The organism is Catenuloplanes atrovinosus, from assembly GCF_031458235.1.
GTDB classification, from domain to species: domain Bacteria; phylum Actinomycetota; class Actinomycetes; order Mycobacteriales; family Micromonosporaceae; genus Catenuloplanes; species Catenuloplanes atrovinosus.
Map to the genome: position 1 here is coordinate 3899560 of NZ_JAVDYB010000001.1, position 21619 is coordinate 3921178.

At 75.3% G+C, this 21619-nt stretch carries 17 protein-coding genes and 1 pseudogene; 5 read left to right on the forward strand and 13 right to left on the reverse strand.

The genetic code is table 11. The features are described from left to right. The first annotated feature begins 6 nt into the window (after positions 1-6). Positions 7-768: an NAD-dependent epimerase/dehydratase family protein gene (locus tag J2S41_RS17555; protein WP_310368955.1), complete on the forward strand. Its 762-nt coding sequence runs from the start codon at positions 7-9 to the stop codon at positions 766-768. A gap of 267 nt (positions 769-1035) precedes the next feature. On the opposite strand, the gene J2S41_RS17560 is transcribed toward J2S41_RS17555, so the two are convergent. Beyond that, complete coding sequence (locus tag J2S41_RS17560; RefSeq protein WP_310368956.1) at positions 1036-3003, reverse strand: hypothetical protein; 1968 nt, start codon at positions 3001-3003, stop codon at positions 1036-1038. 10 nt (positions 3004-3013) lie between these two features. After that, on the reverse strand, positions 3014-9919 hold the full coding sequence (locus J2S41_RS17565; RefSeq protein WP_310368957.1) for a hypothetical protein: 6906 nt from the start codon (positions 9917-9919) through the stop codon (positions 3014-3016). A gap of 125 nt (positions 9920-10044) precedes the next feature. Between J2S41_RS17565 and J2S41_RS17570 the strand changes: the two genes are divergently transcribed. Together J2S41_RS17570 and J2S41_RS17575 are read left to right on the forward strand one after the other, a co-directional pair. Further along, complete coding sequence (locus tag J2S41_RS17570) at positions 10045-10251, forward strand: hypothetical protein (protein ID WP_310368958.1); 207 nt, start codon at positions 10045-10047, stop codon at positions 10249-10251. 113 nt (positions 10252-10364) lie between these two features. Continuing rightward, the gene (locus J2S41_RS17575) at positions 10365-11066 is read left to right on the forward strand and encodes a carbonic anhydrase (protein WP_310368959.1); all 702 of its coding nucleotides are present in this window, start codon (positions 10365-10367) and stop codon (positions 11064-11066) included. A gap of 118 nt (positions 11067-11184) precedes the next feature. On the opposite strand, the gene J2S41_RS17580 is transcribed toward J2S41_RS17575, so the two are convergent. Further along, positions 11185-12924 carry an ABC transporter ATP-binding protein gene (locus J2S41_RS17580; RefSeq protein WP_310368960.1) on the reverse strand — a complete coding sequence of 580 codons (1740 nt, stop codon included), beginning with the start codon at positions 12922-12924 and terminating at the stop codon, positions 11185-11187. A gap of 58 nt (positions 12925-12982) precedes the next feature. Continuing rightward, positions 12983-13954, reverse strand: a complete 972-nt coding sequence (locus J2S41_RS17585) for a flavin-containing monooxygenase (RefSeq protein WP_310368961.1) — start codon at positions 13952-13954, stop codon at positions 12983-12985. Positions 13955-14016: 62 nt separating this feature from the next. Here J2S41_RS17585 and J2S41_RS17590 point away from each other — a divergent pair, with 62 nt between their 5' ends. Continuing rightward, positions 14017-14523: a hypothetical protein gene (locus J2S41_RS17590; protein WP_310368962.1), complete on the forward strand. Its 507-nt coding sequence runs from the start codon at positions 14017-14019 to the stop codon at positions 14521-14523. 7 nt (positions 14524-14530) lie between these two features. Here J2S41_RS17590 and J2S41_RS17595 read toward each other — a convergent pair whose 3' ends face one another. From J2S41_RS17595 to yiaA, 3 genes are all read right to left on the reverse strand, one after another. Continuing rightward, complete coding sequence (locus J2S41_RS17595) at positions 14531-14959, reverse strand: iron chaperone (RefSeq protein WP_310368963.1); 429 nt, start codon at positions 14957-14959, stop codon at positions 14531-14533. Between the two features lie 152 nt (positions 14960-15111). Beyond that, positions 15112-15714 (reverse strand): mycothiol-dependent nitroreductase Rv2466c family protein, encoded by a 603-nt coding sequence (locus tag J2S41_RS17600; protein ID WP_310368964.1) that lies wholly within the window; start codon positions 15712-15714, stop codon positions 15112-15114. A gap of 116 nt (positions 15715-15830) precedes the next feature. Further along, on the reverse strand, positions 15831-16292 hold the full coding sequence (yiaA, locus tag J2S41_RS17605; RefSeq protein ID WP_310368965.1) for an inner membrane protein YiaA: 462 nt from the start codon (positions 16290-16292) through the stop codon (positions 15831-15833). A 209-nt stretch (positions 16293-16501) separates the two neighbouring features. Here yiaA and J2S41_RS17610 point away from each other — a divergent pair, with 209 nt between their 5' ends. Then, positions 16502-17005 (forward strand): sigma-70 family RNA polymerase sigma factor, encoded by a 504-nt coding sequence (locus tag J2S41_RS17610; RefSeq protein WP_310368966.1) that lies wholly within the window; start codon positions 16502-16504, stop codon positions 17003-17005. Between the two features lie 138 nt (positions 17006-17143). Here J2S41_RS17610 and J2S41_RS17615 read toward each other — a convergent pair whose 3' ends face one another. The 6 genes and pseudogenes from J2S41_RS17615 to J2S41_RS17640 form a co-directional block, all read right to left on the reverse strand. Further along, positions 17144-17458: a hypothetical protein gene (locus J2S41_RS17615; RefSeq protein WP_310368967.1), complete on the reverse strand. Its 315-nt coding sequence runs from the start codon at positions 17456-17458 to the stop codon at positions 17144-17146. Positions 17459-17658: 200 nt separating this feature from the next. Then, the gene (locus J2S41_RS17620) at positions 17659-18030 is read right to left on the reverse strand and encodes an FAD:protein FMN transferase (protein WP_310376403.1); all 372 of its coding nucleotides are present in this window, start codon (positions 18028-18030) and stop codon (positions 17659-17661) included. 118 nt (positions 18031-18148) lie between these two features. Then, a pseudogene (locus J2S41_RS17625) lies at positions 18149-18364 on the reverse strand (FAD:protein FMN transferase); the annotation flags it as partial. Between the two features lie 30 nt (positions 18365-18394). Next, entirely contained in the window at positions 18395-18904 is a 510-nt protein-coding gene (locus J2S41_RS17630; RefSeq protein WP_310368968.1) for an FMN-binding protein, read from the reverse strand. Between the two features lie 63 nt (positions 18905-18967). After that, the gene (locus J2S41_RS17635) at positions 18968-20701 is read right to left on the reverse strand and encodes a ferredoxin reductase family protein (protein ID WP_310368969.1); all 1734 of its coding nucleotides are present in this window, start codon (positions 20699-20701) and stop codon (positions 18968-18970) included. 149 nt (positions 20702-20850) lie between these two features. Next, positions 20851-21558, reverse strand: a complete 708-nt coding sequence (locus J2S41_RS17640) for an SDR family NAD(P)-dependent oxidoreductase (RefSeq protein WP_310368970.1) — start codon at positions 21556-21558, stop codon at positions 20851-20853. Positions 21559-21619 lie beyond the last annotated feature (61 nt).

A 21619-nucleotide genomic window follows, 5' to 3' on the forward strand; every position in this document is an offset into this window, starting at 1 on the left:
GTCGGTATGGCGGTGATTCTGATGACCGGCGCGGCCGGGTCGATCGGGCGGATGCTGCGCGCGCGGCTGGCCCACCACGAACTGCGGCTGACCGACGTCCGCGCCGAGGAGGGCGTCGACCGGCTCGACGTCACGGACGCGGACGCGGTGGAGCGGGCGTGCCGGGGCGTGGACGCGGTCGTGCACCTGGGCGGGATCGCCGGCGAGGGGCCGTTCGAGGACGTGCTGGCGGTCAACGTGCGCGGCACCGAACGGGTGCTGCAGGCCGCGCGGCGCACCGGCGTGCCGCGCGTGGTGCTGGCGTCCAGCAACCACGCGGCCGGACTGTACGAACGCGGCGACGCGGGACCGGACGGGCTGGCCGACGACGTGGCCGCCCGGCCGGACTCCTACTACGGCTGGAGCAAGGCGTCGATGGAGCAGCTCGGGCGGTTGTACTACGACCGGTACGGGCTGCACGTGATCTGCCTGCGGATCGGCTCCTGCTGCGAGCGGCCGGCCGACCCGCGCGACCTGTCCGTCTGGCTGTCGCCGGACGACGCGGGACGGCTGGTCGAGGCCGCGCTCACCGCCACCGGGTGGCGGCTGGTCTGGGGCGTGTCGGCGAACACGCGCCGCTGGTGGTCGACCGCGGGCGGGCTGGCGATCGGCTACTACCCGCGCGACGACGCGGAGTCCTGGGCCCGCCAGGTCGGCGAGCCGGACCTGACCGCCCCGGAGAACCGCCTGGTCGGCGGCCCGATGACGGCCAAGCCCCTGGGCGGATAGCCCCGCCCGGCCGGCAACCGCCCCCGCCGGCGACCGCCCGCCCGGCCGGCGACCGCCCGCCCGCCGGTAACCGCCCGCCCGCCGGCGACCGCGGCGCGGCCGGGACCGGATCGCCGGGTGCGCCGCGGCTCGTGGTGACCGCGGCGGGACCGGCTCCGACGCGGCGGCGGAGCGGCGGCGGAGACGCCGCGAGGTTGGCCCGCGGGAGCGTGCGGGCCGGGCCACGCCGGGAGCGGGAAAATCGGGGTCCGAAGCCGGCTCGGCGGGTCATGGGCAGGTCAGCACGTGCTCCGCGATCTGGTCGATGCCGGCGCGGTGCTCGGTGAGGCCGCGGCCGAGTTCGGCGAGGCGGCGGACCCAGTGCACCCGCTCGGACTGTGGCAGGTACGGCGCATGCTGGTGGATCATCGCGCGGATGGCGGCCGGGTCGTCGCCGGCGAGGTGGCGGCGGACGGCCTCGAGGATGGCGCCGCTGGCGCCGTCGTCGAGCACGCCGCCGGTGAGCGCCGCGAAGTCGGCCAGGGCGGCGCCGGACGCGTCGCCGGCCAGCAGCGTGGGCACGACCGTCGGGAGGCGGTCGTGGCGGGCGTCGCCGGCGGCCAGGAAGTCGAGCGCGGTCTCGGCGAGCGCCGGCGCGGTCTCGGCCAGCCGCAGGAACGTGTCGTGCGCGGTGAACAGGCCGTCCGTGTCGAGCGCGGCGATCTGCCCGCGGAGCTCCTTGAGCGCGGTGCCGTGCGCGGCCAGCTCGGCGCGGACCGCGGCGGCGTCGGTGAGCGGCAGCGACAGGTACGACGCCAGCCGCTCGTGCGGGCGGGGCAGCTCGGGGCGGCTGATCCGGCCGGTGACCGTGCCGAGCACACCGGCGTCGAGCTCGGTGGCGGGCGGCAGCCCGGTGAGCCCGTGGGCGACCCACGGGTTGTCGAGTGTGAAGTCTCCGGTGCCGGTGGTGCGGTAGAGCAGCGGGGCGCCGTAGCGGCCGAGCATCCGCACCAGCGCGGGGTCGACGCCGCCGCGCGTGACCACGACCGGCACCCGGCCGTTGAGGGCGTGCTGGAACAGCAGCGACTCCAGGCGGTGCCGCTGACCGCGGCCGGGTGGCGCGAACGTCCGCTCGTCCTCGACGACGATCACCGGGTGGTCGAGCGTCGCGGCGGCCGCGGCGAGCTGGTCGAGGAAGCGTTCCGGGGCGGCCGACGCGCCGCCGACCACGTCGAGCGTGCGGCCGCCGGGCAGGTCGCGGACCGAGCGGACGCCGGCCGGGCGCCGGACGGGCCGGTCCGGCGCGTCGCGGGGACGGCCGGCGTCCAGGTCCAGCAGGCGGGTGCGCACGTCCAGGTCGTGGCCGGGCAGCAGGGCCAGCCGCAGGCCGGTGGGCGGGCCGGTGAACACGGCGGCCGTGCCGGTGCCGGGGTCGAGCAGCGCGACGCCTTGTCCATCATGGACGGCGAGCAGGACGTGGTCGCCGGCGGCCACCAGCGCGTGCGTGCCGGGCGGGGTGCGCTCCAGCCGGGCGAGCAGGTCGCCGAGGCCGTCCACCGGCTCGGCCGGGCCGGTGAGGTCGCGCGCGTCGAGCCGGCGGCCGTGGGCGCGCAACACGTCGCCGTAGCGGTGGTCGACCAGCGCCGTGGGCAGTCCGATGTGGATGTGTTCGCCGTCGAGCAGGATGCGGCCCGGCGGGTACGGCCGGTCGTGGTCCAGGATGGACGGTGGGACGTCGTGGTACGGGTGCGGCGCCCAGTGCCGGGCCGGCGCGATCCGGGCGAACACCGCGTCCGTGCGCGGCACCGGCCGGCCGTCGCGGTCGAGCCAGGTCACCCGGTGTGCCGCGGCGGACGCGTCCGCGCGCCGGGCCGCGGTCGCGGGCACGATCACCGGCAGGCCGAGCAGGTCCGCGCGCGCGGCCGGGCCGGCCAGGTCGCCGCCGTCGTCGCGCAGCGGGAACTCCACCATCCGGTCGACCGCCTCCGGCGGCATGCCGCGCAGGAACTGGAACAGCACCTCGCGCGCGCGGACCACGGCAGGTCCGGTGCCGGCGCCGGCCGCCTCGATCATGCCGGTGCCGAGCAGCACCGCGGTCAGCCCGTCGAACGCGGGCGCCCGCCAGGCGCCGTCGAGCAGCGGGTCGGTGTCCGCGTCCACCAGCGGGCCGCGCAGGTAGACGCCGGCGCCGACCGGGACCACGTGGTCCATGCAGATCGCGTCCATGGCGCGCGGGATGATCGGGATCTCGTTCACCGGGTCCTCCTCAGCAGGTCGACAGCGTGTCGGTGGCGACGTCCAGCAGGTCGGCTCGGCGTGTCGCGGCGTCGGTGCCCTCCGCGCGCATCGCCTTCGCCAGCGCGTCCATCCGGCCCACCCAGGCGGCGCGGTCGATCGGGTCGACGCAGCCGATCGCGGCGGACCCGGTCACCTCGCGCAGCCGCCGGACCAGTGGATGGGCCAGCGGATCGTGGTCCGCCTCGGCCTCACGCAGCGCGGTGACCACCTCGAACACGGTGAGGTTCGCCCGGTCGACCGCGGTCGTGGCGGTGGCCCGGACCAGCGCGAGCGCCTGGTCGCGGGTGACCGCGCCGGCCAGCACGAGCTGGAACAGCAGCCCGTCCATCGGGAACCGCCCGCGCCGGCCGCCGTCCCGGCTCAGGTAGTCGTAGACGAACGCGGGCGGCACGGCCCCGCGGTCGTACGGCGGCTCCTGGTCCAGCACGGTCGTCGCGACCGGCGTCAGCCGTTCCGCCGGGAGCCGGTCGTGCGGCGCGGCCAGCTCCAGCGCGGTGCGGAAGGCGCCGAGCCGGACGTCGTCCGGGAACGCCGCGGCCTCCGCGCGCAGCGCCTCCAGCACCGCCGGCTCGCGCAGTGCCGCGTGGTGTTCCCGCTGGTAGGCCTCGGCCTCCGGCCAGCCGGGCGTGAGCAGCCAGCGGGCCAGGGCATCCGGCAGCGACGGGCCGGCCGGCGGCGCGGGCACCGCCGCCGCGGCGGCGAACAGGTCGGCGTCCGGCAGCGGCGCGCGGCGCGCCACGGTGCCGTCCGGGTGCTCGGCCTGCCACGCCTGGTCGAGCCCGTCCGTGACCGGCCGGATGAGGACCGGCCGGTGCTCGGCCAGGACCCGGTCCAGCGGCTCCGCGGTCTGCCGGGTGCCCGCGGTGGTCAGCACCACGGGCGACACCCCGGCCCGGCGGTACGCGTGCAGCGTCTCGCCGAGCCGCCGGATCGCCTCCGGCGCCTCCGCCCCGGAGAGGCCGACCGCGATCATCGGGCGGTCCGGCACCGCGTGCGTGGTGATCGCGGTGAGCAGCCGCTGCGCGTCCGCGCCGGTCCAGTCGCCGAGTCGCAGCAGTTCGGGCACGGGCGGGGTCCGGCCGGCCTCGATCCCGGCCCGGGCCGTGCCGTCCGCCTCGTCCAGCGCCCGGGCGAGCAGGTCCCCGGTCAGCGCGCCGTCGCCCAGGTCCAGCACGGTGTTCGCGGCGGTCACCAGCCGCCACCCGCGGCGGCGGTGGGTACCGGTCGCGTCCCGGGTCACCCGGTCGACCGCGTGGACGACGGTGAGCCGGTGCTCCTGGCGGAGGTCATTGAGCTCGGCGTCGAACGCGGTGACCGCGACGATCGCGGTGCGGGCCAGGTGCGGTGCCTCGTCCAGCAGCCGCCGCACCGCGGCACCGTGACCGTTCTGCCGGCCGGGCCGGGCGGCTTCCTGGAGCGCGCCGCTCAGCACCAGCGCGTGACCGCGGGCGGCCGCGAGCTCGCCGAGCGCGACCGCCCACGGTGGAGCGTCGCCCTCGCCGTTCACCCAGCGGAGCGCGCGATCGGCTCCGCCCTCCAGCCAGGCCCGGCCGTCGGCCGCGCGCCGGTCCGCGGGTACGGCGAGTTCCCGCTCGTACGCGGCGCGGGCGATCGCGGCCAGCGCCGCGTTGTGCCCGCGCGCCCGCTCGGCCGACTCCCGCCGCGCGCCGTAGGAGCGCACCTCGACGACCACGTGCGGGCGCAGCAGGCCGCTCGTCGCGACGTCCACCGGCACGTCGGTCACGCCGGAGCCGAGCACGGCCCGCTGGGTGATCCGGGCCGCGTCGCCGCGGATGGCGCTGTCCGCGTACTGCCGAAGGGTCAGGTCGTCGTCCTCGCTGTGGCCGACGCCGAGCGCGCCGAACTCGACCGGTGCGTCCGGCTCCAGGTCGGTGTCGACGCGGTACCGCTCGTCGAAGTCGGGGATGCGCGCGCGGAACAGCGCCTCGAGGTCGGTCCAGATCCGGTCGGCGTCCCGGTCGAGGTACTCGCGCACGGCGGCCGGCAGCAGCCGCCGCAGGTCGGCGAAGGCCGGCACCCGGGACAGCACCGCGATGTTGACCTTGTTCAGCTCATGCTCGTTGACCAGGTGGTGTGCCACGCCGGCGAAGTTGTCGTAGAACAGCGCCGCGTAACCGGCGAGTTCGGTCGCCGCCCGGTCGGCGTCCGCCACCGCCGGCGCGCCCGGGGTACGCAGGAACTCCCGGAACCGCAGCGCCAGCGCGTCGCCGAACGCGAGGCCGTCGGCGAGGTGGGCCCTGGTCCGGTAACCGAGCGCCGTGGTGCGCCACGTGTTCTCCCGGACGTGGGCCAGGAAGTCGCGCAGCCCGGACAGCACGATGCCGTGCGTGTAGTGGTAGTGGGAACCGGGCACGTCGCCGACCGGCGGGCGGCCCACCATGGTCCTCGTGCCCAGCGTGGTGAACTCCACCTTCTCGCCGGCGAGGAAGGCGGTCAGCTTCATGGCCGCGCCCTCGCCGTCCGCGCCGGGGATCAGGTCGGCGGCCGCGGCCATCCGGGCGAACGCGTCGAACACCGGGCCGGGCGCGGCCCTGTTCACCTCGTGCGGGTGCGTGCTCATGATCGAGCTGACCCGCTCGATCATGCCGGCGACCACCTCCCGCACCTCACCGCCGGTGGCATCGGCCGCCGCCCGGGTGGCGTGGTACCGCCCGTCCGCCAGGTAGAAGGTCTTGGTCTCGACCTCGATCTGCCAGGAACCGTCGACCGCCTTGGCCAGCGGCCGGCCGGCCAGGTCCTCGGCACGCGACCGCCGGTCGAAGAAGAGCATCACGGTCTGCTCGTCCTCGATGCCGGAGCCGCGGTACCGGCGCTCGGCGTGGTCGGTCATCGCCAGTGCGGTCGCGGCCGGCCGCGCGGACTCCGGCGCGGCCGTCGTGACCGGGACCGCGGTGCCGTCGGCCGCGAAGACGCGCGTGCGCAGGTCCACCACCGTCGGGCCGAGCGGGCCGGCCGCGGCCGTCATCTCCGCGTGTGTGCGCACCCGGTCCGCCTGGGCGCGCGCGCTCGGATCGACCCAGAGCACGCCGTCCTCGGTGTGCACGACCAGGAACGCGTGGCCGTACGAGCCGGGGCGCCCGGTCAGCACGAACGCGGTGCGCCCCACCTCGGCGCCGACCAGCCGGGCGATCTCGTCCCAGTCCGCCACCCGGGGCCAGGTGACGGGCGCGCCCCAGCCGGCCCAGATGCCGCCGTGGGTGGTGAGGTCGTCGCGGGACCGGCCGTCCTGCGGGGTCAGCGTCACGCCGCGCCGGCCGAACAGCTCGTCCCTGGCCAGCGAGACGGCCGTGGCGCAGTACACCTCGCCGGACCCGGCCCCGATCGCGCGCCGGATCCGCGTGCTGAGCTCTCGCATGCCCTCGGCGGAGTACGGCACCGGCGACGGCGTCCGCGCGGGTGACGGCGGCATCGGCGACGCGGTGGTGACCGCCCGGGGTGGCTCGGTGAGCGGGGGCGTGTCCGGTCGCGGGGGCGCGCCGAAGGTGAAGTCCGGCCGGAAGATCGCGTCCGCGCCCGGGAGCGGCGACGGGCGGCGGGCCGGCGTGGCCGCCCGGTTCCACCACGACTCCGGCGGCGCGGTGCCGGGCCACCCGGTCGGCACCGGGCGGTGCGGCGCGAGCTGTTCCGAACCGCGCCGCGACGGAGGGGGCGAGGCCGACATCGACGCGTACGGGGTGAGCGACGGCCGGCGTGACGAGGGCCAGCCGGTCGCTGAGTCGCGCCGGGGCAGGTGCCGCGGGTCGGAGGGGCGCCGCCCGTCCGGGATGGACGGCTGCGGCTGGTACAGCGACGAGCGCCGCGACAGCACGATCGGGTCCGTGACGGTGTCGCGGGTGTGGCGCACCGGCGGCAGCATCGCCGGCGTGGGCGCGTCGGGCAGTCCCGAGCGGGAGCGCGCCGGGGTGGGCGCCGGCGGCCGGGCCGGGCGGCGTTCGCCCGCGCCGTCCACGAGGGACACGTTCGCGGGCGGCAGCGTGCCGGTGCCGGGCGGCGCCTCGTTGCCGTCCCAGAGCGGGACCGGCCCGGGCGGCGCGGGCCAGGGGCGGAAGCGCACCACGCCCTCGCCGAGGTGATGCTGCCGGGTGATGCCGACGCTCATGCCGCGCTGCTCGGGCGGGGCCTGCCAGGACAGGTGCGCGCCGTGCTGCACCGCCACGTGCATGCCACGCAGCGCGTCCACCAGCCGCTCGTAGCGGGCTCCGGTGATCCGCTCGCCGGTGTCCGCGTCCAGGATGTCGAACGGGTCGTGGTCCGCGGTGATCTGCCGGTAGGTGCCGTACCTGCGGTCGCCGGCCGGTGGCTCGTAGAGGTAGAGCAGGCCGTGCAGTTCGAACACCCGGTCGGCGCCGCGGTCCGGCACCGGGCCGCCGGACCGCGACGCGGCCTCCCAGGCGGCGGCGCGCGCCTCGTACCGCTGCCGCAGCTCCTCCGCCACGTGCACCGGGTGCGCCGGCTCGTACGTGCCGACCAGGCCGAGCACCTCGTCCGTGGCGCCGATCAGCGCGTCGGTCGCGCCGATCGTCTTGTCCTTGACCTCCATCGGCTTCGGTACGGCGCCCACCCGCAGGTACGGCACCGCGTGCGGGTTCGTCGGCCGGAAGTCCAGCACGATGTTCTCCGCGTCGACGAACCGCTGGATGCGCCGCTGGTTCTCCACCGGCATGCCGTGCACGGTCTCGGTCTCCCGCTCGGTCAGCGGCGTGCCCGCGCCGATCGCGCGGCCCAGCGCGGCGTACCGGCCGCCGTCCCGGAGCACGTACACCGACGGGCGGCCGGGCGCGGGCACCGGGGTGACCGCGGCACCGTGCCGGGGCACCTCGACCGCGGTGAGGTCCAGCGCGAGCGCGGCGGCGCCGAGCAGCACGCCGTCGGTCCAGTCGCCGCGCAGCGCGGGGTCGCTCAGCGCGGCGCGGGCGAATTCGCGCGCGGTCGGCGGCGTGGTGGCGCGCGCCAGGTACCGGAGCACGGCGGCGCCGGGCGTCGCGTCCGTGACCGGCCGGGCGAGCGCGGCGGCCAGCGCGGCGCGCCGCCGCGGCGTCAGCAGCGTCTCCAGTGGCACGTCCAGTTCGGACAGCGGATCGGCGAGCCGCGCGGCCACGTGGCGGCGGAGCGCGGCGGCGGACCGCTCCCCCAGCGGATGCAGCCACTCGTGCAGGCCCTGCCGCGTGACGCTGCCGAGCAGCGCCTCGAACGGGTCGTCCGACGTGGCCGGCGCGACGCGGCGGCCGGCCACGAACTCCCGGGCCTGGTCGGTGTCCCCGGCCGGGACCCACGCCTGGTAGTGCCGCTCGGTGAACCGGTAGCCGACGTACAGCGGCGCGCCGGTGCCGCCCGCGAAGACCTCGTGTGCGGTGCCGTCGCCGTCCAGCCGCACCTGCCGGACCGGGCGGTCGATCACGGCGGCCAGCACCGCGAGCAGCGCGCCGCCCAGGTCGAGGCCCTCCTCGCCGGCACCGGCGAGCGCGGGGCCGGCGTCGTGCCAGGCCCAGTCCCCGGCGATCCGGAGCAGTTCGGCGCGCAGGTCGACGCCGTCGGGCAGCTGCGGGAACGTCTCGTACAGGCCGGTCAGCCACGCGGACAGCGGCGTGCCGGCGTCCAGCGTGGTCAGCAGCGCGACGGCACGGCGGCGCAGCGCCTCCGCGATGTCGTCCAGCCGGCCGGCCGGCACGTTCCGGTCGGCGCGCGCGGCGAGCAGCCGGGCCAGCGCGTCCGCCGGCATGCCGGGCAGCGCGGCCACCTCGTGCGGCGCGCCGAGCGCGACGGCGAGCAGCATGCACCGACCGAGCCCGGGTACGTCGATCGCGGTGCCCGGCAGCGGCGGCTCCCCGCCGGCGCGAGCGTGGTCCGGATGCGCGCCGGGCGCGGCGCCCGCCGGGTTCCGCGCGGTCAGCGGGCCGCCCGGGGTGGATGTGGCCAGCACCGTGCGGTCGTGCAACGCGGCCGGGAGGTCGGCCGGGTCCAGCGCGCGGACCGCGCCCGGGCCGTCCACGCGCGGCTCCACCCACCACAGCCGGCCGCCCTCGGCGACCAGCCAGGTCGCCCGGTCCCCGCCCGGCGCGCGGAGCAGCGCGGCGGTGCCGGGCGTGCCCGGCGGGAGCGGCTCGCCCTCGGGCGTGCCGAGCAGCGCGAGCGCGTCGGCCATCGGATACGGCCGCACGGCGCGGATCAGCTCGGCCGGGTCCACGCCGGCCGGAACGCCGGCCCAGACGAGCGCGACCCCGAGTTGGTACGTGGCGTCCGGCGCCGGGGACCGCGACTCGTCCGCCGCGGACCAGGACGGCACGCGCAGGTCGTCGCGAATCCGCTGCACCGTGCTCAGCCACTCGGTCAGCCGCTGCCACGGCGTGCGGTCGCCGCGGCCGGCCAGCTCCACGGCCGCGCGCAGCGCCTCGCGCGTCGCCGCCCGCGCGCGCGGCAGCACCACCACCGCCCGTGGCCGGTCCGTCGTCTCCCGGCCGTCGTCGTCGACGCCGATCACCCGGGCGGACCACGGCGGGGGCCCGGCCGGCACCGGCGCGTGCACCGGCAGGCCGAGCACGTCCGCGCGCTCCAGCAGCGTGGCCGGGTCGGTGCGGGAGCCGGGCAGCGTGCCGAGCACCACCTCCCGCCGGGCCCGCTCGGGGAGCCGGTCCAGCACGCGGCGCAGCTCGGTCACGGCGAGCGGGCTCGCCAGCGTCTCCTCGGTCGCGAACACCGTGGTCCGGCCGGGCAGCCGGCGCGCCAGCAGCGCGTCCTGCAGCGCGGACGGGTCGACCGGCCGGGTCATCGGCCCGTCGTGGAAGAACACGCCGGCCGGCACCGGGATGAGCCGGCCGTCGCCGCAGATCGTGCCGAACGCGCCGAATTCCGCCATGTGGCCCGCCCTTCTGTTCCCGTCACCGGCAGACCCGCGTCAGACCGGACGAAGCCGTATCTACGTGGCGACCGCGTGCCGGGTTCACCGCCGGCGGTGAGAAATGGCCCGGCTATCGTGGGCGGATGCCCGCAGACGACCGGCCGCAGCGCCCGGTACCGCTGATTCTGCTGATCGGCAGCGTGTTCCTGACCATCACGGTGGTCGAGGTGCTCGCCCGCGGCTTGGAGCGGAACTGGATCGTCAGCCTGTTGTTGCTGGTCGGCGAGTTCGCGATCGGCGTGGTGCTCGCGGTCGCGATCTGGACGCTCGTGGTGACGCGGCGTTCCTGAGGCGCGACGCAGGGGCGATGTGGGCCGGATCGCAGCGGCCGAGGGGTGGTATCGACGGGCATCGGAGCGAAGAATTCCTGTGTCCTACACCCTGTCGGTACAGGAGTCTTTCGATGCCGCTCTCCCCTCTGAGCCGCCGCACGCTGCTCGCCGCCGGTAGCGTCGCGGCCGGCGCGCTGGCGATCCCGGCCGCCGCCTCCGCCGCGCCCGCGTCCGCCGAGCCCGCGCCCACCACGCCGGCCGCGGCCGTGCGCCGCCTGCTGGCCGGCAACCACCGCTTCGCCACCGGCCACGCCCGGCACCCGCACCAGACGCTCGACCGTCTGCGGGAGGTGGCCACCGGGCAGGACCCGTGGGCCGTCGTCCTCGGTTGCGCCGACTCGCGCGTCTCGCCCGAGCTGCTCTTCGACGAGGGCATCGGCGACCTGTTCGACAACCGCGTGGCCGGCAACATCGTGGACGACCTGCTGCTCGGCAGCATGGAGTACGCGGTCGAGGAGTTCGCCCCGCCGCTGATCGTGGTGCTCGGCCACGAGCGCTGCGGCGCGGTCAGCGCCACCATCAACGCCATCAACACCGGCGGCGAGGCGCCCGGCCACATCGCGTCCATCGTGGAGGCGCTCCGCCCCATCGTCGCCCCGTACGCCGCCGCGCCGGACGGCGTCGAGCGCGGCGTGCAGGCGAACGTCCGCGCCCAGGCCGCCGCGATCCTCTCGCGCAGCGAGATCATCCGGGAGCACGTCGAGTCCGGTCACGGGGCCGTGGTCGGCGCCCGCTACGACCTCGACACCGGCGTGGTCACGCTCGTCCACTGAGGACCGTCCGGTCGGAGGCTCGCGCCTCCGGCCGGTTCTTCGTGGTGACCCGCCACGGACCCCGCGGGGAGGAGATCAGCGACGACCGGCGCTCGCTCCGCGCATGCGGCTTCCTCGGTCAGCCCGCCTGCGCCGCGTGCAGCGCGGCGTAGCGGCCGTTGCGGGCCAGGAGCTGGCCGTGCGAGCCGATCTCGGCGATGCGGCCGCCGTCGAGCACGACGATGCGGTCGGCCCGGCGGATGGTGGAGAGCCGGTGCGCCACCACCAGCGTGGTGCGGCCGCGCATCAGGCGGTCCAGCGCGGCCTTGACCTGCGCCTCCGACTCCGGATCGAGCGCGCTGGTGGCCTCGTCGAGCAGCAGCACGCGCGGATCGCGGATGAGCGCGCGGGCGATCGCGATGCGCTGCCGCTGACCGCCGGAGAGCCGGGCGCCGCGCTCGCCGACCACGGTGTCCCAGCCGTCCGGCTGCGAGTCGACGATGTCCAGCGCGTGGGCGTCGCGGAGCGCGGCGCGCAGCCGGTCGTCGCAGACCCGGTCCAGGCCGTAGGTGACGTTCTCCCGGATCGTGCCCTCGAAGAGCACGGACTCCTGCGGCACGACCGAGACGAAGCGCCGGGCGGTGCGCAGGTCGAGTTCCTGCATGTCGGTGCCGTCCAGCAGAATCCGGCCGCCGGTGGGGCGGATGAAGCCGAGCACCAGGTTCAGGATCGTGGACTTGCCGGCGCCGGACGGCCCCACGAACGCGACCGTCTCGCCGGGGGCGATGTCCAGGTCGACGCCGTGCAGGCCGTCCTGCGTGGCGCCCGGGTGGCGGTGCGAGACGGATTCGAGCGTGATCCGGCCGGTGACCGCGGTGACCGTGCGCTTGCCCTCGTTCTGCTCCAGGTCCGGCTCCTGCAGCACCTCGGCGATCGAGCGGACCGACTCGACGCCGCGGGCGGCCACCGGGAGCAGGCTGAGCAGCTGGATCAGGCCCTGGGTGAGCAGCGCGAAGTAGCTGGAGAGCAGCACCACCTCGCCGGGCGTGATCGGCAGCGCGCCGGTGAGCGAGAAAATCGCGGCCAGCACCAGGCAGGCCACGCCGAGCAGCTGCATCGTGACCCAGGACATCGACGCGGTGTGGCCGTTGAGCATGTCCAGCCGGAGCGCCTCGCGGCGGACGCCCTCGGCACCGTCGGCCACCCGGGAGACCGCGGTCCGCTCCAGGCCGTGCGCGCGGGTGACCGGGATCAGCGAGGCCATCTCGCCGACACGCGCGGCGAACACCTCCATCTCCAGGCGGAAGCGCTCGTTGCGGGCCCGGGACCGGCGCGCCACGGTGTGCCGGACCAGCAGCGCCAGCGGGACGGTCAGCAGGTAGACCGGCAGGAACTCCGGGACCATCACCGCGGTCATCGCGGTCGCGCCGATCAGCACCATGACGGCGGACAGCAGCGGGTGCGCGACCTGCTGGAGCATCAGCTCGATGTTCTCGACGTCGCGGACCACCTTGTTCTGCACGATCGAGGAGCTGGCCCGGGTGTGGAACCCTATCGACAGGCTCTGCAGGCGGGCGGCGAGCGCGTTGCGCAGCCCGGCGCCGGTGTCCCGGACCACGCGCATGAAGTGGTGCGTGTAGAGCAGGTGGTTCGGATAGTTCTGCGCCAGCAGCACGAACGCCACGGCGAACCAGACCAGCACGGTGGAGGTGCGGCCGCCGTTCGCCACGATGTCGATGATCTTCGCGGTGATCACGGGCAGGAACCAGAGCGGGATCTCCTTCAGCATGAAGGAGCCGATCGCCAGCGAGATGCGCCCGGGACGGCGGCGCAGGAGCCGGAGGACGGACCGGACCGGATGAGCGCCGTCGACGACCATCGGTGCTGAGGAAAGCGCTTGCCCTGCCATTCCGGTCAGTCTAGCCGCGCGAGCCGGTTCAGGGCGGGCCGAGGTGCCGGGCCACCCGCGCCGCGTCCGGGGCCATGCCGCCGAGCGTGCCGGAGGCAAGCGTGTGCTGGAACGGCAGACCCACGAACCCCAGCCGGGGTACGTCACCGGGGCGCGCGCCGAGCCAGTCCAGGCGGGGCCGGAGGCCGGTGCACCAGACGACGGTGGCGACGTCCAGCACCCGGCCGTCCGCGAGCACCGGCCGGCCGTGGTGGACCGAGGTCACCCGCGGCACGCGGGTGACGCCGGCCGCGGCCAGCGAGCGGGCGGTGTGCCAGATCAGCGGGCTGGCGCGGCGCCGCAGGAAGCGCCGGGCGGCGTCGCCCGGGACCGGCAGCCGGTAGAGGGCGCGCACCGCGCGGCCGCGGGCCACCGCGAGCGGCACCCGCCCGGTGCGCGGGCCGGCGAGGTAGGTGCGGTGGGTGGCCGCGACCATGCTGGCGATGTCCGCGCCGGACTGGCCCGCGCCGACCACCAGCACCGGGCCGCCGGGCAGGCCCGCCGCGCCGCGGTACCCGGCGGAGTGCACCTGGCGGATGCCGGGGTCCAGCGCACCGGCGAACGGCGGCACCACCGGGACCGCGTGCGCGCCGCCCGCCCAGACCAGCCGGTCCGCGACGACCGGGCCGGCCGTGGTGGACAGGTGGTGCCGGCCGTCGCGGTAGGCGTGCGCCCGGACCTCGGTACCCAGCCGCACCTCGATCCGCTGCCGGGCCGCGTACTCCTCCAGGTAGTCGGCGTAGTCGTCCTTGTCCGGGTGGCCGTCCGGATCGCCGGGCAGCGCCAGCCCCGGCAGCGCGCAGTAGCGGGCCGGCGTGAACAGCCGCAGCCCGTCGTACCGCTGCCGCCAGCTGTCGCCGATCCGGGCGCCCGCGTCGAGCACCACCGGGTCGTGCCGGCGCAGCCGGACCGCGGTGGCCAGTCCGGCCGCGCCCGCGCCGACCACGACCGTCGTTCCCATGGGTGACGACGATAGCCGCGGCCGGGCTTTACCGGCCGGGCGCACGGGGCAACCATGGACGGATGCGGATGTCCGCCGCGCCGCCGGACGACTTCGTCGCGTACGTCGACCGGCGGTTGCCGCAGGTGCGCGCCCGGGTCGCGGGCGAGGTGCCGGCGCCGGACCGGGACGAGGTGCTCACCGAGGTCCTCACCGGGCTCGCCGGGCGCTGGGCGCTGCTGCGCGTCGCCGCCCGGCTCGGGCGCCCCGCGCTGACCGACCGCTGCGTGGAACGGCTCGTGGTGCACCGGGCGCGGCTGTGGCGGGAGCGGCAGATCTACCCGGTGGAGGTCACGGTCTGGGACCTGCCGCCCGCTCCCCCGCGCCCGGCCGGGCCGACCGGGCCGGTCAGCGTCGCGCTGCGCCGGGCGTCGGTGCTCGACTCGACGGTCCGGCCGCCGCTCGCCGCGCTCGCCGAGGCGTCCACCGCGTGGTGGCACGCCTACGAGGCGCGGCGGCGGGCCGGCCGGATCGTCCGGGTGACGCTGTTCGTGCTGTTCCTGCTCGCGATCTGGACCGCGGCGGGCTGACCTCGGCTCAGGCGGTGGCGCGCGTGAGCAGCGCGGTGATCGCTGCCTCGCTGTCCGGGGTGAGCGCGGTCAGCGCGTACGAGGTCGGCCACATGACGCCGTCGTCCAGCGGCGCGTTGTCGTTGAAGCCGAGCGTGGCGTACCGCGTCTTGAACTTGCCCGCGGGCTGCAGGAAGCAGAGCACCTTGCCGTCCTTCGCCCAGGCGGGCATGCCGTAGTACGTCTTCGCCACCAGGCCCGGCGCGTGCTCGGTGACCAGCGCGTGCACCCGTTCGGCCAGCGCCCGGTCCTCCTCCGGCAACTCGGCGATCTTCGCGAGCAGGTCGGCCTCGCCGTCCGTCCGGCCCTTGCGCGCCCGCAACTCCTGGGCGCGCTCCTTCATCGCCGCGCGCTCCTGCGCGGAGAATCCCTCGTCCGCCCGTTTCCGCCCTGCCATCCCCGGCTCCTTTCCGCAGCTCCGGCCCTCATGCTAGGCACCGGCCCGGCGCCGGGACTTCTCGAAAACTGACCGGTCGATCCGGCGGGAGGCGATCCCGGGCGGCGCGGATTCCCAGCCTCGACGGCATGGAGCCGGTGGATGTGGCCGGGTCAGGTGAACCGCGGTGATCCGGTGCGGGTGCGCTTGAGCTCGAAGAAGTCGGGGTAGCTCGCGAGCGCGAGGGCGCCGTCGAAGACCCGGAGGGCGTCCTCGCCGCGGGGGATGCTGTTGAGGACCGGGCCGAAGAACGCGACGCCGTCGATGTGGATCGTGGGCGTGCCGACGTCGTCGCCGACCGGGTCCATGCCCTCGTGGTGACTCTTGCGGAGTGCCGCGTCCCACTCGTCGCCGGCGGCCGCGCCCGCCAGCTCGGCGGGCAGGCCCACCTCGGCGAGCGCCTCCGGGATGACGGTGTCCAGCTCGCGCTTGCGGCCCTGGTCGTGGATGCGGGTGCCGAGCGCGGTGTAGAGCGGGCCGAGCACGTCGTCGCCGTGCCGCTGCCAGGCGGCGGTGACCACCCGGACCGTGCCGAGCGAGCGGTCGACCGTCTCGCGGTAGCCCGGGTCGAGCTCACGGCCCTCGTTCAGCACGAACAGGCTCATCACGTGCCAGCGGAGGTCGATGTCGCGCCGCTCGCGCACCTCGAGGATCCAGCGGGAGGTCACCCAGGCGTACGGGCACGCCGGGTCGAAGTAGAAGTCGACGGTCGTCATCCCGGCAGACTATGACGACCAACAGATGATCTGGGGTACGAACAGACGGTTTACCGCACTCCTCATACTCCGATCGGACCGGGAATGATCTCCGCCCGCGGCCGGTTGAACGCGCGTCACGACACCGGTGGGTAGTAGGCCTGCGGCGCCTCCGGCATCACGTACGCCGGGGGCCGCTCGGCGGTGCGGGCGGCCAGCCCGTCCCGGACGTTCTTCTGCACCGCCACGGCCGCGAACAGCGTCATGCCGTACGCCAGGCCGTAGAAGCCCTTCTCGCTGAGCGCCATCCCGCTGTTCCACAGCCCGACCGTCAGCATCACCACGCCCGCACCGGTCACCAGCCAGGACAGGCCCAGGTAGAGCGCGGAGACCGGCACCGCCTCGGCGCGGTCGCGGACCGCCTTCTGCACGGAGACCGCGGCGAACACGCCCATGATCAGGACTGCCGCGTAGAAGCCCTTCTCGCTGCGCGCCATGCCCGCGTTCCACAGGCCGACGCCGAAGCAGACGATGCCGAGCAGCAGCGCCGCCCAGGAGGCGCCGATGAAGGCCGGGGTGGGCTTGCCGTGGTTCGTCATGGGGGTCTCCGTGGGGATCGTGTCGCCGGCCCGGTGCCGTCGCTGCGACAAGACTCCGGGAAACCCCAGGTCAGGGGCGTGAGTAGCGGTACTCAACCGGTCTGGGTGCCGTTCCCGCCGGCCTTGCAAGCCGGTCACAAGTGATTCGCAAACCGTGCTCCCCACCATGTCCGGGACCCGAGACGGCGAACACCTGGACGGTATGCGACATGGGCACGGCCGAGGCGCGGATGCGCACGCTGCACGAACGGCACGCGGACCCGGTGCTGCGCTTCCTGGTCCGGCTGGTGAACGGCGACCACCGTACGGCCGAGGACCTGCTGCAGGAGACCATGCTGCGCGCCTGGCGGCACATCGGCGAGCTGGGCATCGAGGCGGAGAACCAGCGCCGCTGGCTGTTCACGGTCGCCCGCCGGGTCGCCATCGACGCCTCCCGCATGCGGCGCGCCCGCCCGGACGAGATCGGCGCCGTCGACCTGTCGCTGCTCCCGGACGACGCCGACGTCACCGCCGCCGCGGAGGCCGCGGTGCTGGTCCGGGACGCGCTGCCGCGACTGCGGGAGGACCACCGGGCGGTGCTGGTCGCGCTCTACTACGCGGGCATGACCACGGCGGAGATGGCCGAGCACTTCGACATCCCGGACGGTACGGTCAAGTCCCGCACCCACTACGCGATGCGCGCGCTGCGGTCGATCATCGGGGAGAGCGGGTAGGGCGGCTCCGGGTCGCACCGGCCCGGTGGCCGCGAACGTCGACGCCCGGGTGCGCGGACCCGCCGCGTTCACCGCGGTCCCGCAGGAGCGGCCCACCGTCACGGACCCGCGGGCGGCCCCGGGCGGCGATCGCGCGGGTCAGGCCGCCCGGTACAGATCGTCGTGCGAGCCGCCGAGCGTCACGACGCCCGGTTCGCCCTCGATGGAGCCGACCACCTGGTCCCCGGAGGCGTAGACGTCCGTGGCGAACAGGCCGGCGGTGTCGATCCGCAGATAGCCGCTGCTCACCAGGTGTTCGGCGGCCCCGGCCGCGACGTCCGGCCGGACATCCGTGCCGGGCATCTGCACCGCGGTCACCGTTCCGATGGTGTCCCCGAGCGAGTCGACGACACTCATGCCGACATTCACGCGCGCGATCGGCAGCGCGGTGAGGGGCGTGTCCTGAGGTTGCATGCGGGTGGAGTTTCCAGCCCAGGAGGCTCGAAACCTCTTGTTTTGCCCGGCGCCCGGACTTCGGCATCTCCATGCGTGGCCCGCCGCCCCGACCGCACGGCGCGGCGAGGGGGCTTAGGCGTGGGGAGTGGCCGGGGACGCTCGTCTCGTGCGGCGTGAGCCGGCGCGCGTCGTCCAGCCGACGACGGTGGCCAGCGGGCTCATGCGGCGATCGGCAGGCCGGGTGAGGTGAACGCGCGGCCGTCCTCGGTGACGGCGGCGGACTCGTAACCGTCGGTGGCGATCTTCTCCAGCCAGGTGAGCGCGTCGCGGTCCATGGCGAGCGCGGCGGTGGCGTACGCGTCGGCGAGCGTGAGGTCCGGGCCGACCACGGTGACGGAGCGGAGGAAGTGGGCGGGCCGGCCGGTGCGCGGGTTCATCACGTGGGCGCCGCGCTCGTACGTGCCGGAGGTGGCCACGGCCGCGTCGGTGACCGCGAGTTTCCAGGCGAGCTTGCCGGCGTCCCACGGGTGGCGGACGCCGACGCGCCAGGTGCGGTCGCCGCGGGCGCGGATGTCGCCGCCGGCGCCGATGTAGTGGGTGTGCGCGCCGGCGGCGGGAGGCCTCCTCGACGGACCAGCCCTTGACGTAGCCGGACGGGTCCAGGACCTTGCCGTAGTACGCGTCGAAGTAGCCGTCCGTGGCGCGCCACAGGTCGGCGCAGGCGCCCAGCACGTGCCGCAGGTCCGGGTGGCAGTCGGTGGAGGTCAGCTCGCCGCGGCGCATGCGGCTGACCTCGCTGTCCGGCTTGTACGTGCTGAAGCGCGCGTCCACCTCGTGCAGCCACGCGCACACGTCCGCGACCAGCGCCCGCAGTTCGCCCGCGGGGCGGTCGTCGGCCAGCTCGATGCTGACCGCGGTGCCCATGACCTGTTCGACGTGGCGCACGGTCCGGCCTCAGCCCTGCGCCTCGTCCAGCGCGGCCTGCAGCGACTCCTTGTACGAGTCGGTGGTGAACGTGGCGCCGGAGACCGCGTCCACGTCGTCCGCGCTCTCCGCGTTCACGGCGGACTCGTTGAGCTTCTCGATCGCGGGCGGGTTGATCGTCGCGCTGTTGCCGGCGGTCGGGTAGGTCGCGTCGGCAGCGGTGATCTTGCCGTCCTCGACCGTGATGGTCACCTGGATGGTGCCGTACGGGTTCTTCGCGGCCGCACCCTGGAAGTCGCCGTCGGTCAGGCCGCCACCGCCACCGCCGCCCTCGGCGGCGTCCTCCTCCTCGCCGCCACCGGCCGGCGGGGCCTCCTCCTCCTGGTTCCCGGCGTCGTCACCACCGGCGTCGTCCGCGGGGGCGTCCTCCGCCGGGGTCTCCGCCACGGCCACGATCTGCGTCGGCGCGGCCATCCGGACACCGAAGATCATGCCAACGCCGGCGAGCGTGCCGAGGACTGCTGCGGTACTGCGTCGCACCGGAGGTCTCCTTCAGGTCAAGGACAAGGTCATCAGGGGGTACGCGGCGCGCGTACCGGCGGTTCAGAACTCGAACGGGTCGAGGTGGATCTGGCTCTTGGGCACCTCGAGGTCGCTCAGCGTGTCGATCGCGGCCTCGACCAGGCCGGGCGGCCCGCACAGGTAGACGTCGCGCTCGGACACGTCCGGCACCAGCTCGCGCATGCCGTCCACGGTGAGCAGCCGGCGCGGCCCGGGTTCGTTGCGGCCGCCGACGACGTAGAAGACCTGGGCACCGCGCCGCACGGCCAGTTCCTCCAGCTCGTCGCGGAACACGACCTCGTCCGCGCGGCCGGCCCGGTAGATCACGACGGTGCCGGACGGCATGTCCTCCAGCAGCGCGCGGATCGGCGCGATGCCGCTGCCGCCCGCGATGAGCAGCGCCAGCCGCTGGGTACGCCGTTCCGCCGTGAACGTGCCGTACGGTCCCTGCAGCCACACGCGGGTGCCGGGCCGCAGCTCGCGCAGCGCCTCCGTGTAGCGGCCGACCGCGGTGACGGTGAGCCGCAGCCACTGCGCGTTCGGCGCGGCGGAGAGCGAGAACGGGTGCGACTGCCACCAGGCGCCACCGGTCAGGAACCGCCAGCGCATGAACTGCCCGCCGCGCGCGCCGAGCCGGTCCAGGTTGCGCCCGTCGATGTAGACGGAGAAGCTGCCGCGGCCCTCGTTGACCACCTCGACGACCTCGAACCGGTGCCGGAGGTTCATCCACAGCGGCTCGACGATCCGGCCCCAGACCACGGCGGAGATGACCAACGCGGTCAGGCCGGGCCAGAAGACCGAGGCGAACCGGCCGCTGAGGTCCGCGCCGGTGGCGACCTGGTGGCCGTAGCCGAGCAGCAGGACCAGGTACGCGCTGAGGTGCAGGCCCTTCCAGATCTCGTAGGACAGCAGCCGGCGCAGGCCGCGGATGGAGATCAGCGCGATGAAGATCATGATGACGGTGGCGGCCAGCGCCTCCATCATCTTCGGAAGCGTGGTGATGATCGTGAAGGCCTGCGTGACCACGTCGGTCTCGGCGGTCAGCGCGTACCCGTACACGATGAAGACGATGTGCGCGATCACCGAGACGCACAGCGAGGTGCCCAGCCCGCGGTGCCACCGCAGCAGGTCGCGGGAGCCGACCCAGTCCTCCAGCCAGGAGACGCGGCTCATCATCAGCAACTGGATGAAGAGCAGGTAGCCGCCGATCAGGCCGGTGACGCGGCCGATCGCGAGCATCAGCGTGGGCAGGTCGTTGACCGCGCCGGGCTGGGTGTCGAAGATCCAGAGCGAGACGCTGGTGCCGAGCCCGCCGAGGAACAGCAGGACCGTGAAGAGGCGGTTACCGGCGAAGGGGTTGGCCGGTTCGTCGCCCTCGGTGTCCGCCGCGGCCCGGGTGCCGGTGCGGTACCGGGCCGGCGCGGGCTCGTCGTCGTAGAGATCCCGCGGCTGCCGGCGCCACGGCTGCGCGGTCGTGGTCTGCTGGTACGCCCCGGACCCCGCCTCCCACGCGGCGGCCGGCTGGTCGTACCGGCGCGCCTCGTAGCGGCCGTTCTCGTCGTAGCCACCGCGCTCCTCGTACCCGCCCTGGTCGGAGTAGCCACGCTGGTCCGGGTAACCGCGCCGGTCGTCGTCCGGACCGGACGCACCGGACGCGCCGGACGAGCCGGTGCCGTAAGAGTCGTAAGAGTCGTACGACTCACGGGCGGTACGACGTGCGCCTCCCGCGGCGTCGTCGTACCGTACCCATGAGGTCGTCGGCGGTCCCTGCGCCACTGTTCCCTCTACCCCCTGCCGGGCCCCCTGCTGGAGAGGCCGTCAGGAGGAGGTACGCAGCGCGAGCCCACTCGGATCACAAGATCCAGAAAAACACCGGCTGGCGGACGACTTGCCTACTATTGGGCGGTTTCCCCGGCCGCCCCGTCTCACCTGGTGAGCGCCCAGGTGATCTCCCCGTGCCGGGCCACGAACCGGTCCGATCCCCGCCCCGGCCCCTCGGTCGCCAGCGCGACCACGGCGTCCGTGCCCTCGGTCACCGTCTGCGGCCCGCTGTGGCCGTTGAGCGCGGTCGCGGTGTAGCCGGGGTCGGCCGTGTTGATCCGGATCTCCGGCAGCGCCCGCGCGTACTGGCTGGTCAGCATGGTCAGCGCGGCTTTCGACGCGGCGTAGACCGGCACGATCGCGCCGGACTCCGGCCGGTCCGGGTCGTGCGTGGCGGCCAGGTCGCCCATGGCGCTGCCGACGTTGATGATCACCGGGTCGGCGGAGCCGCGCAGCAGCGGCAGGAACGCGGTGGTCACCCGCACCACGCCGGCGACGTTGACGTCCAGCACGCGCAGCGTGTCCGCGCCGGTCAGCGCGGCCGGGTCGAACCCGGACTGGTTGACGCCGGCGTTGTTGACCAGCACGTCGACGTGCCCCTCGTGCCGCGCGACGTCGTCCGCGGCGGCGGCCACGGACGCGTCGTCGGTGACGTCGATCCGGACGAACCGGGCGCCGAGCGCGGTCGCGGCCGCGGCGCCGGCCTCCGGGTCGCGCGCGCCGAGCAGCACGGTGTGTCCCGCCGCGATCAGGCGGCGGGCGGTCTCGTGTCCGAGGCCCTTGTTGGCCCCGGTGATGAACGTGATCGTCATGCGCTCATCGTTCGCCCGCCGCACCGCGCGGACCAGGGAAGATCCTTACCACCATGGGTAC

Bases quoted from the DNA above. Each gene is read 5' to 3' on its own strand.
- J2S41_RS17575 (WP_310368959.1), top strand. From the start codon at position 10,365: ATGCCGCTCTCCCCTCTGAGCCGCCGCACGCTGCTCGCCGCCGGTAGC.
- J2S41_RS17600 (WP_310368964.1), bottom strand. From the start codon at position 15,714: ATGACGACCGTCGACTTCTACTTCGACCCGGCGTGCCCGTACGCCTGG.
- J2S41_RS17585 (WP_310368961.1), bottom strand. From the start codon at position 13,954: ATGGGAACGACGGTCGTGGTCGGCGCGGGCGCGGCCGGACTGGCCACC.
- yiaA (WP_310368965.1), bottom strand. From the start codon at position 16,292: ATGACGAACCACGGCAAGCCCACCCCGGCCTTCATCGGCGCCTCCTGG.
- J2S41_RS17640 (WP_310368970.1), bottom strand. From the start codon at position 21,558: ATGACGATCACGTTCATCACCGGGGCCAACAAGGGCCTCGGACACGAG.
- J2S41_RS17570 (WP_310368958.1), top strand. From the start codon at position 10,045: ATGCCCGCAGACGACCGGCCGCAGCGCCCGGTACCGCTGATTCTGCTG.
- J2S41_RS17580 (WP_310368960.1), bottom strand. From the start codon at position 12,924: ATGGTCGTCGACGGCGCTCATCCGGTCCGGTCCGTCCTCCGGCTCCTG.
- J2S41_RS17595 (WP_310368963.1), bottom strand. From the start codon at position 14,959: ATGGCAGGGCGGAAACGGGCGGACGAGGGATTCTCCGCGCAGGAGCGC.
- J2S41_RS17590 (WP_310368962.1), top strand. From the start codon at position 14,017: ATGCGGATGTCCGCCGCGCCGCCGGACGACTTCGTCGCGTACGTCGAC.
- J2S41_RS17610 (WP_310368966.1), top strand. From the start codon at position 16,502: ATGGGCACGGCCGAGGCGCGGATGCGCACGCTGCACGAACGGCACGCG.
- J2S41_RS17615 (WP_310368967.1), bottom strand. From the start codon at position 17,458: ATGCAACCTCAGGACACGCCCCTCACCGCGCTGCCGATCGCGCGCGTG.
- J2S41_RS17565 (WP_310368957.1), bottom strand. From the start codon at position 9,919: ATGGCGGAATTCGGCGCGTTCGGCACGATCTGCGGCGACGGCCGGCTC.
- J2S41_RS17555 (WP_310368955.1), top strand. From the start codon at position 7: ATGGCGGTGATTCTGATGACCGGCGCGGCCGGGTCGATCGGGCGGATG.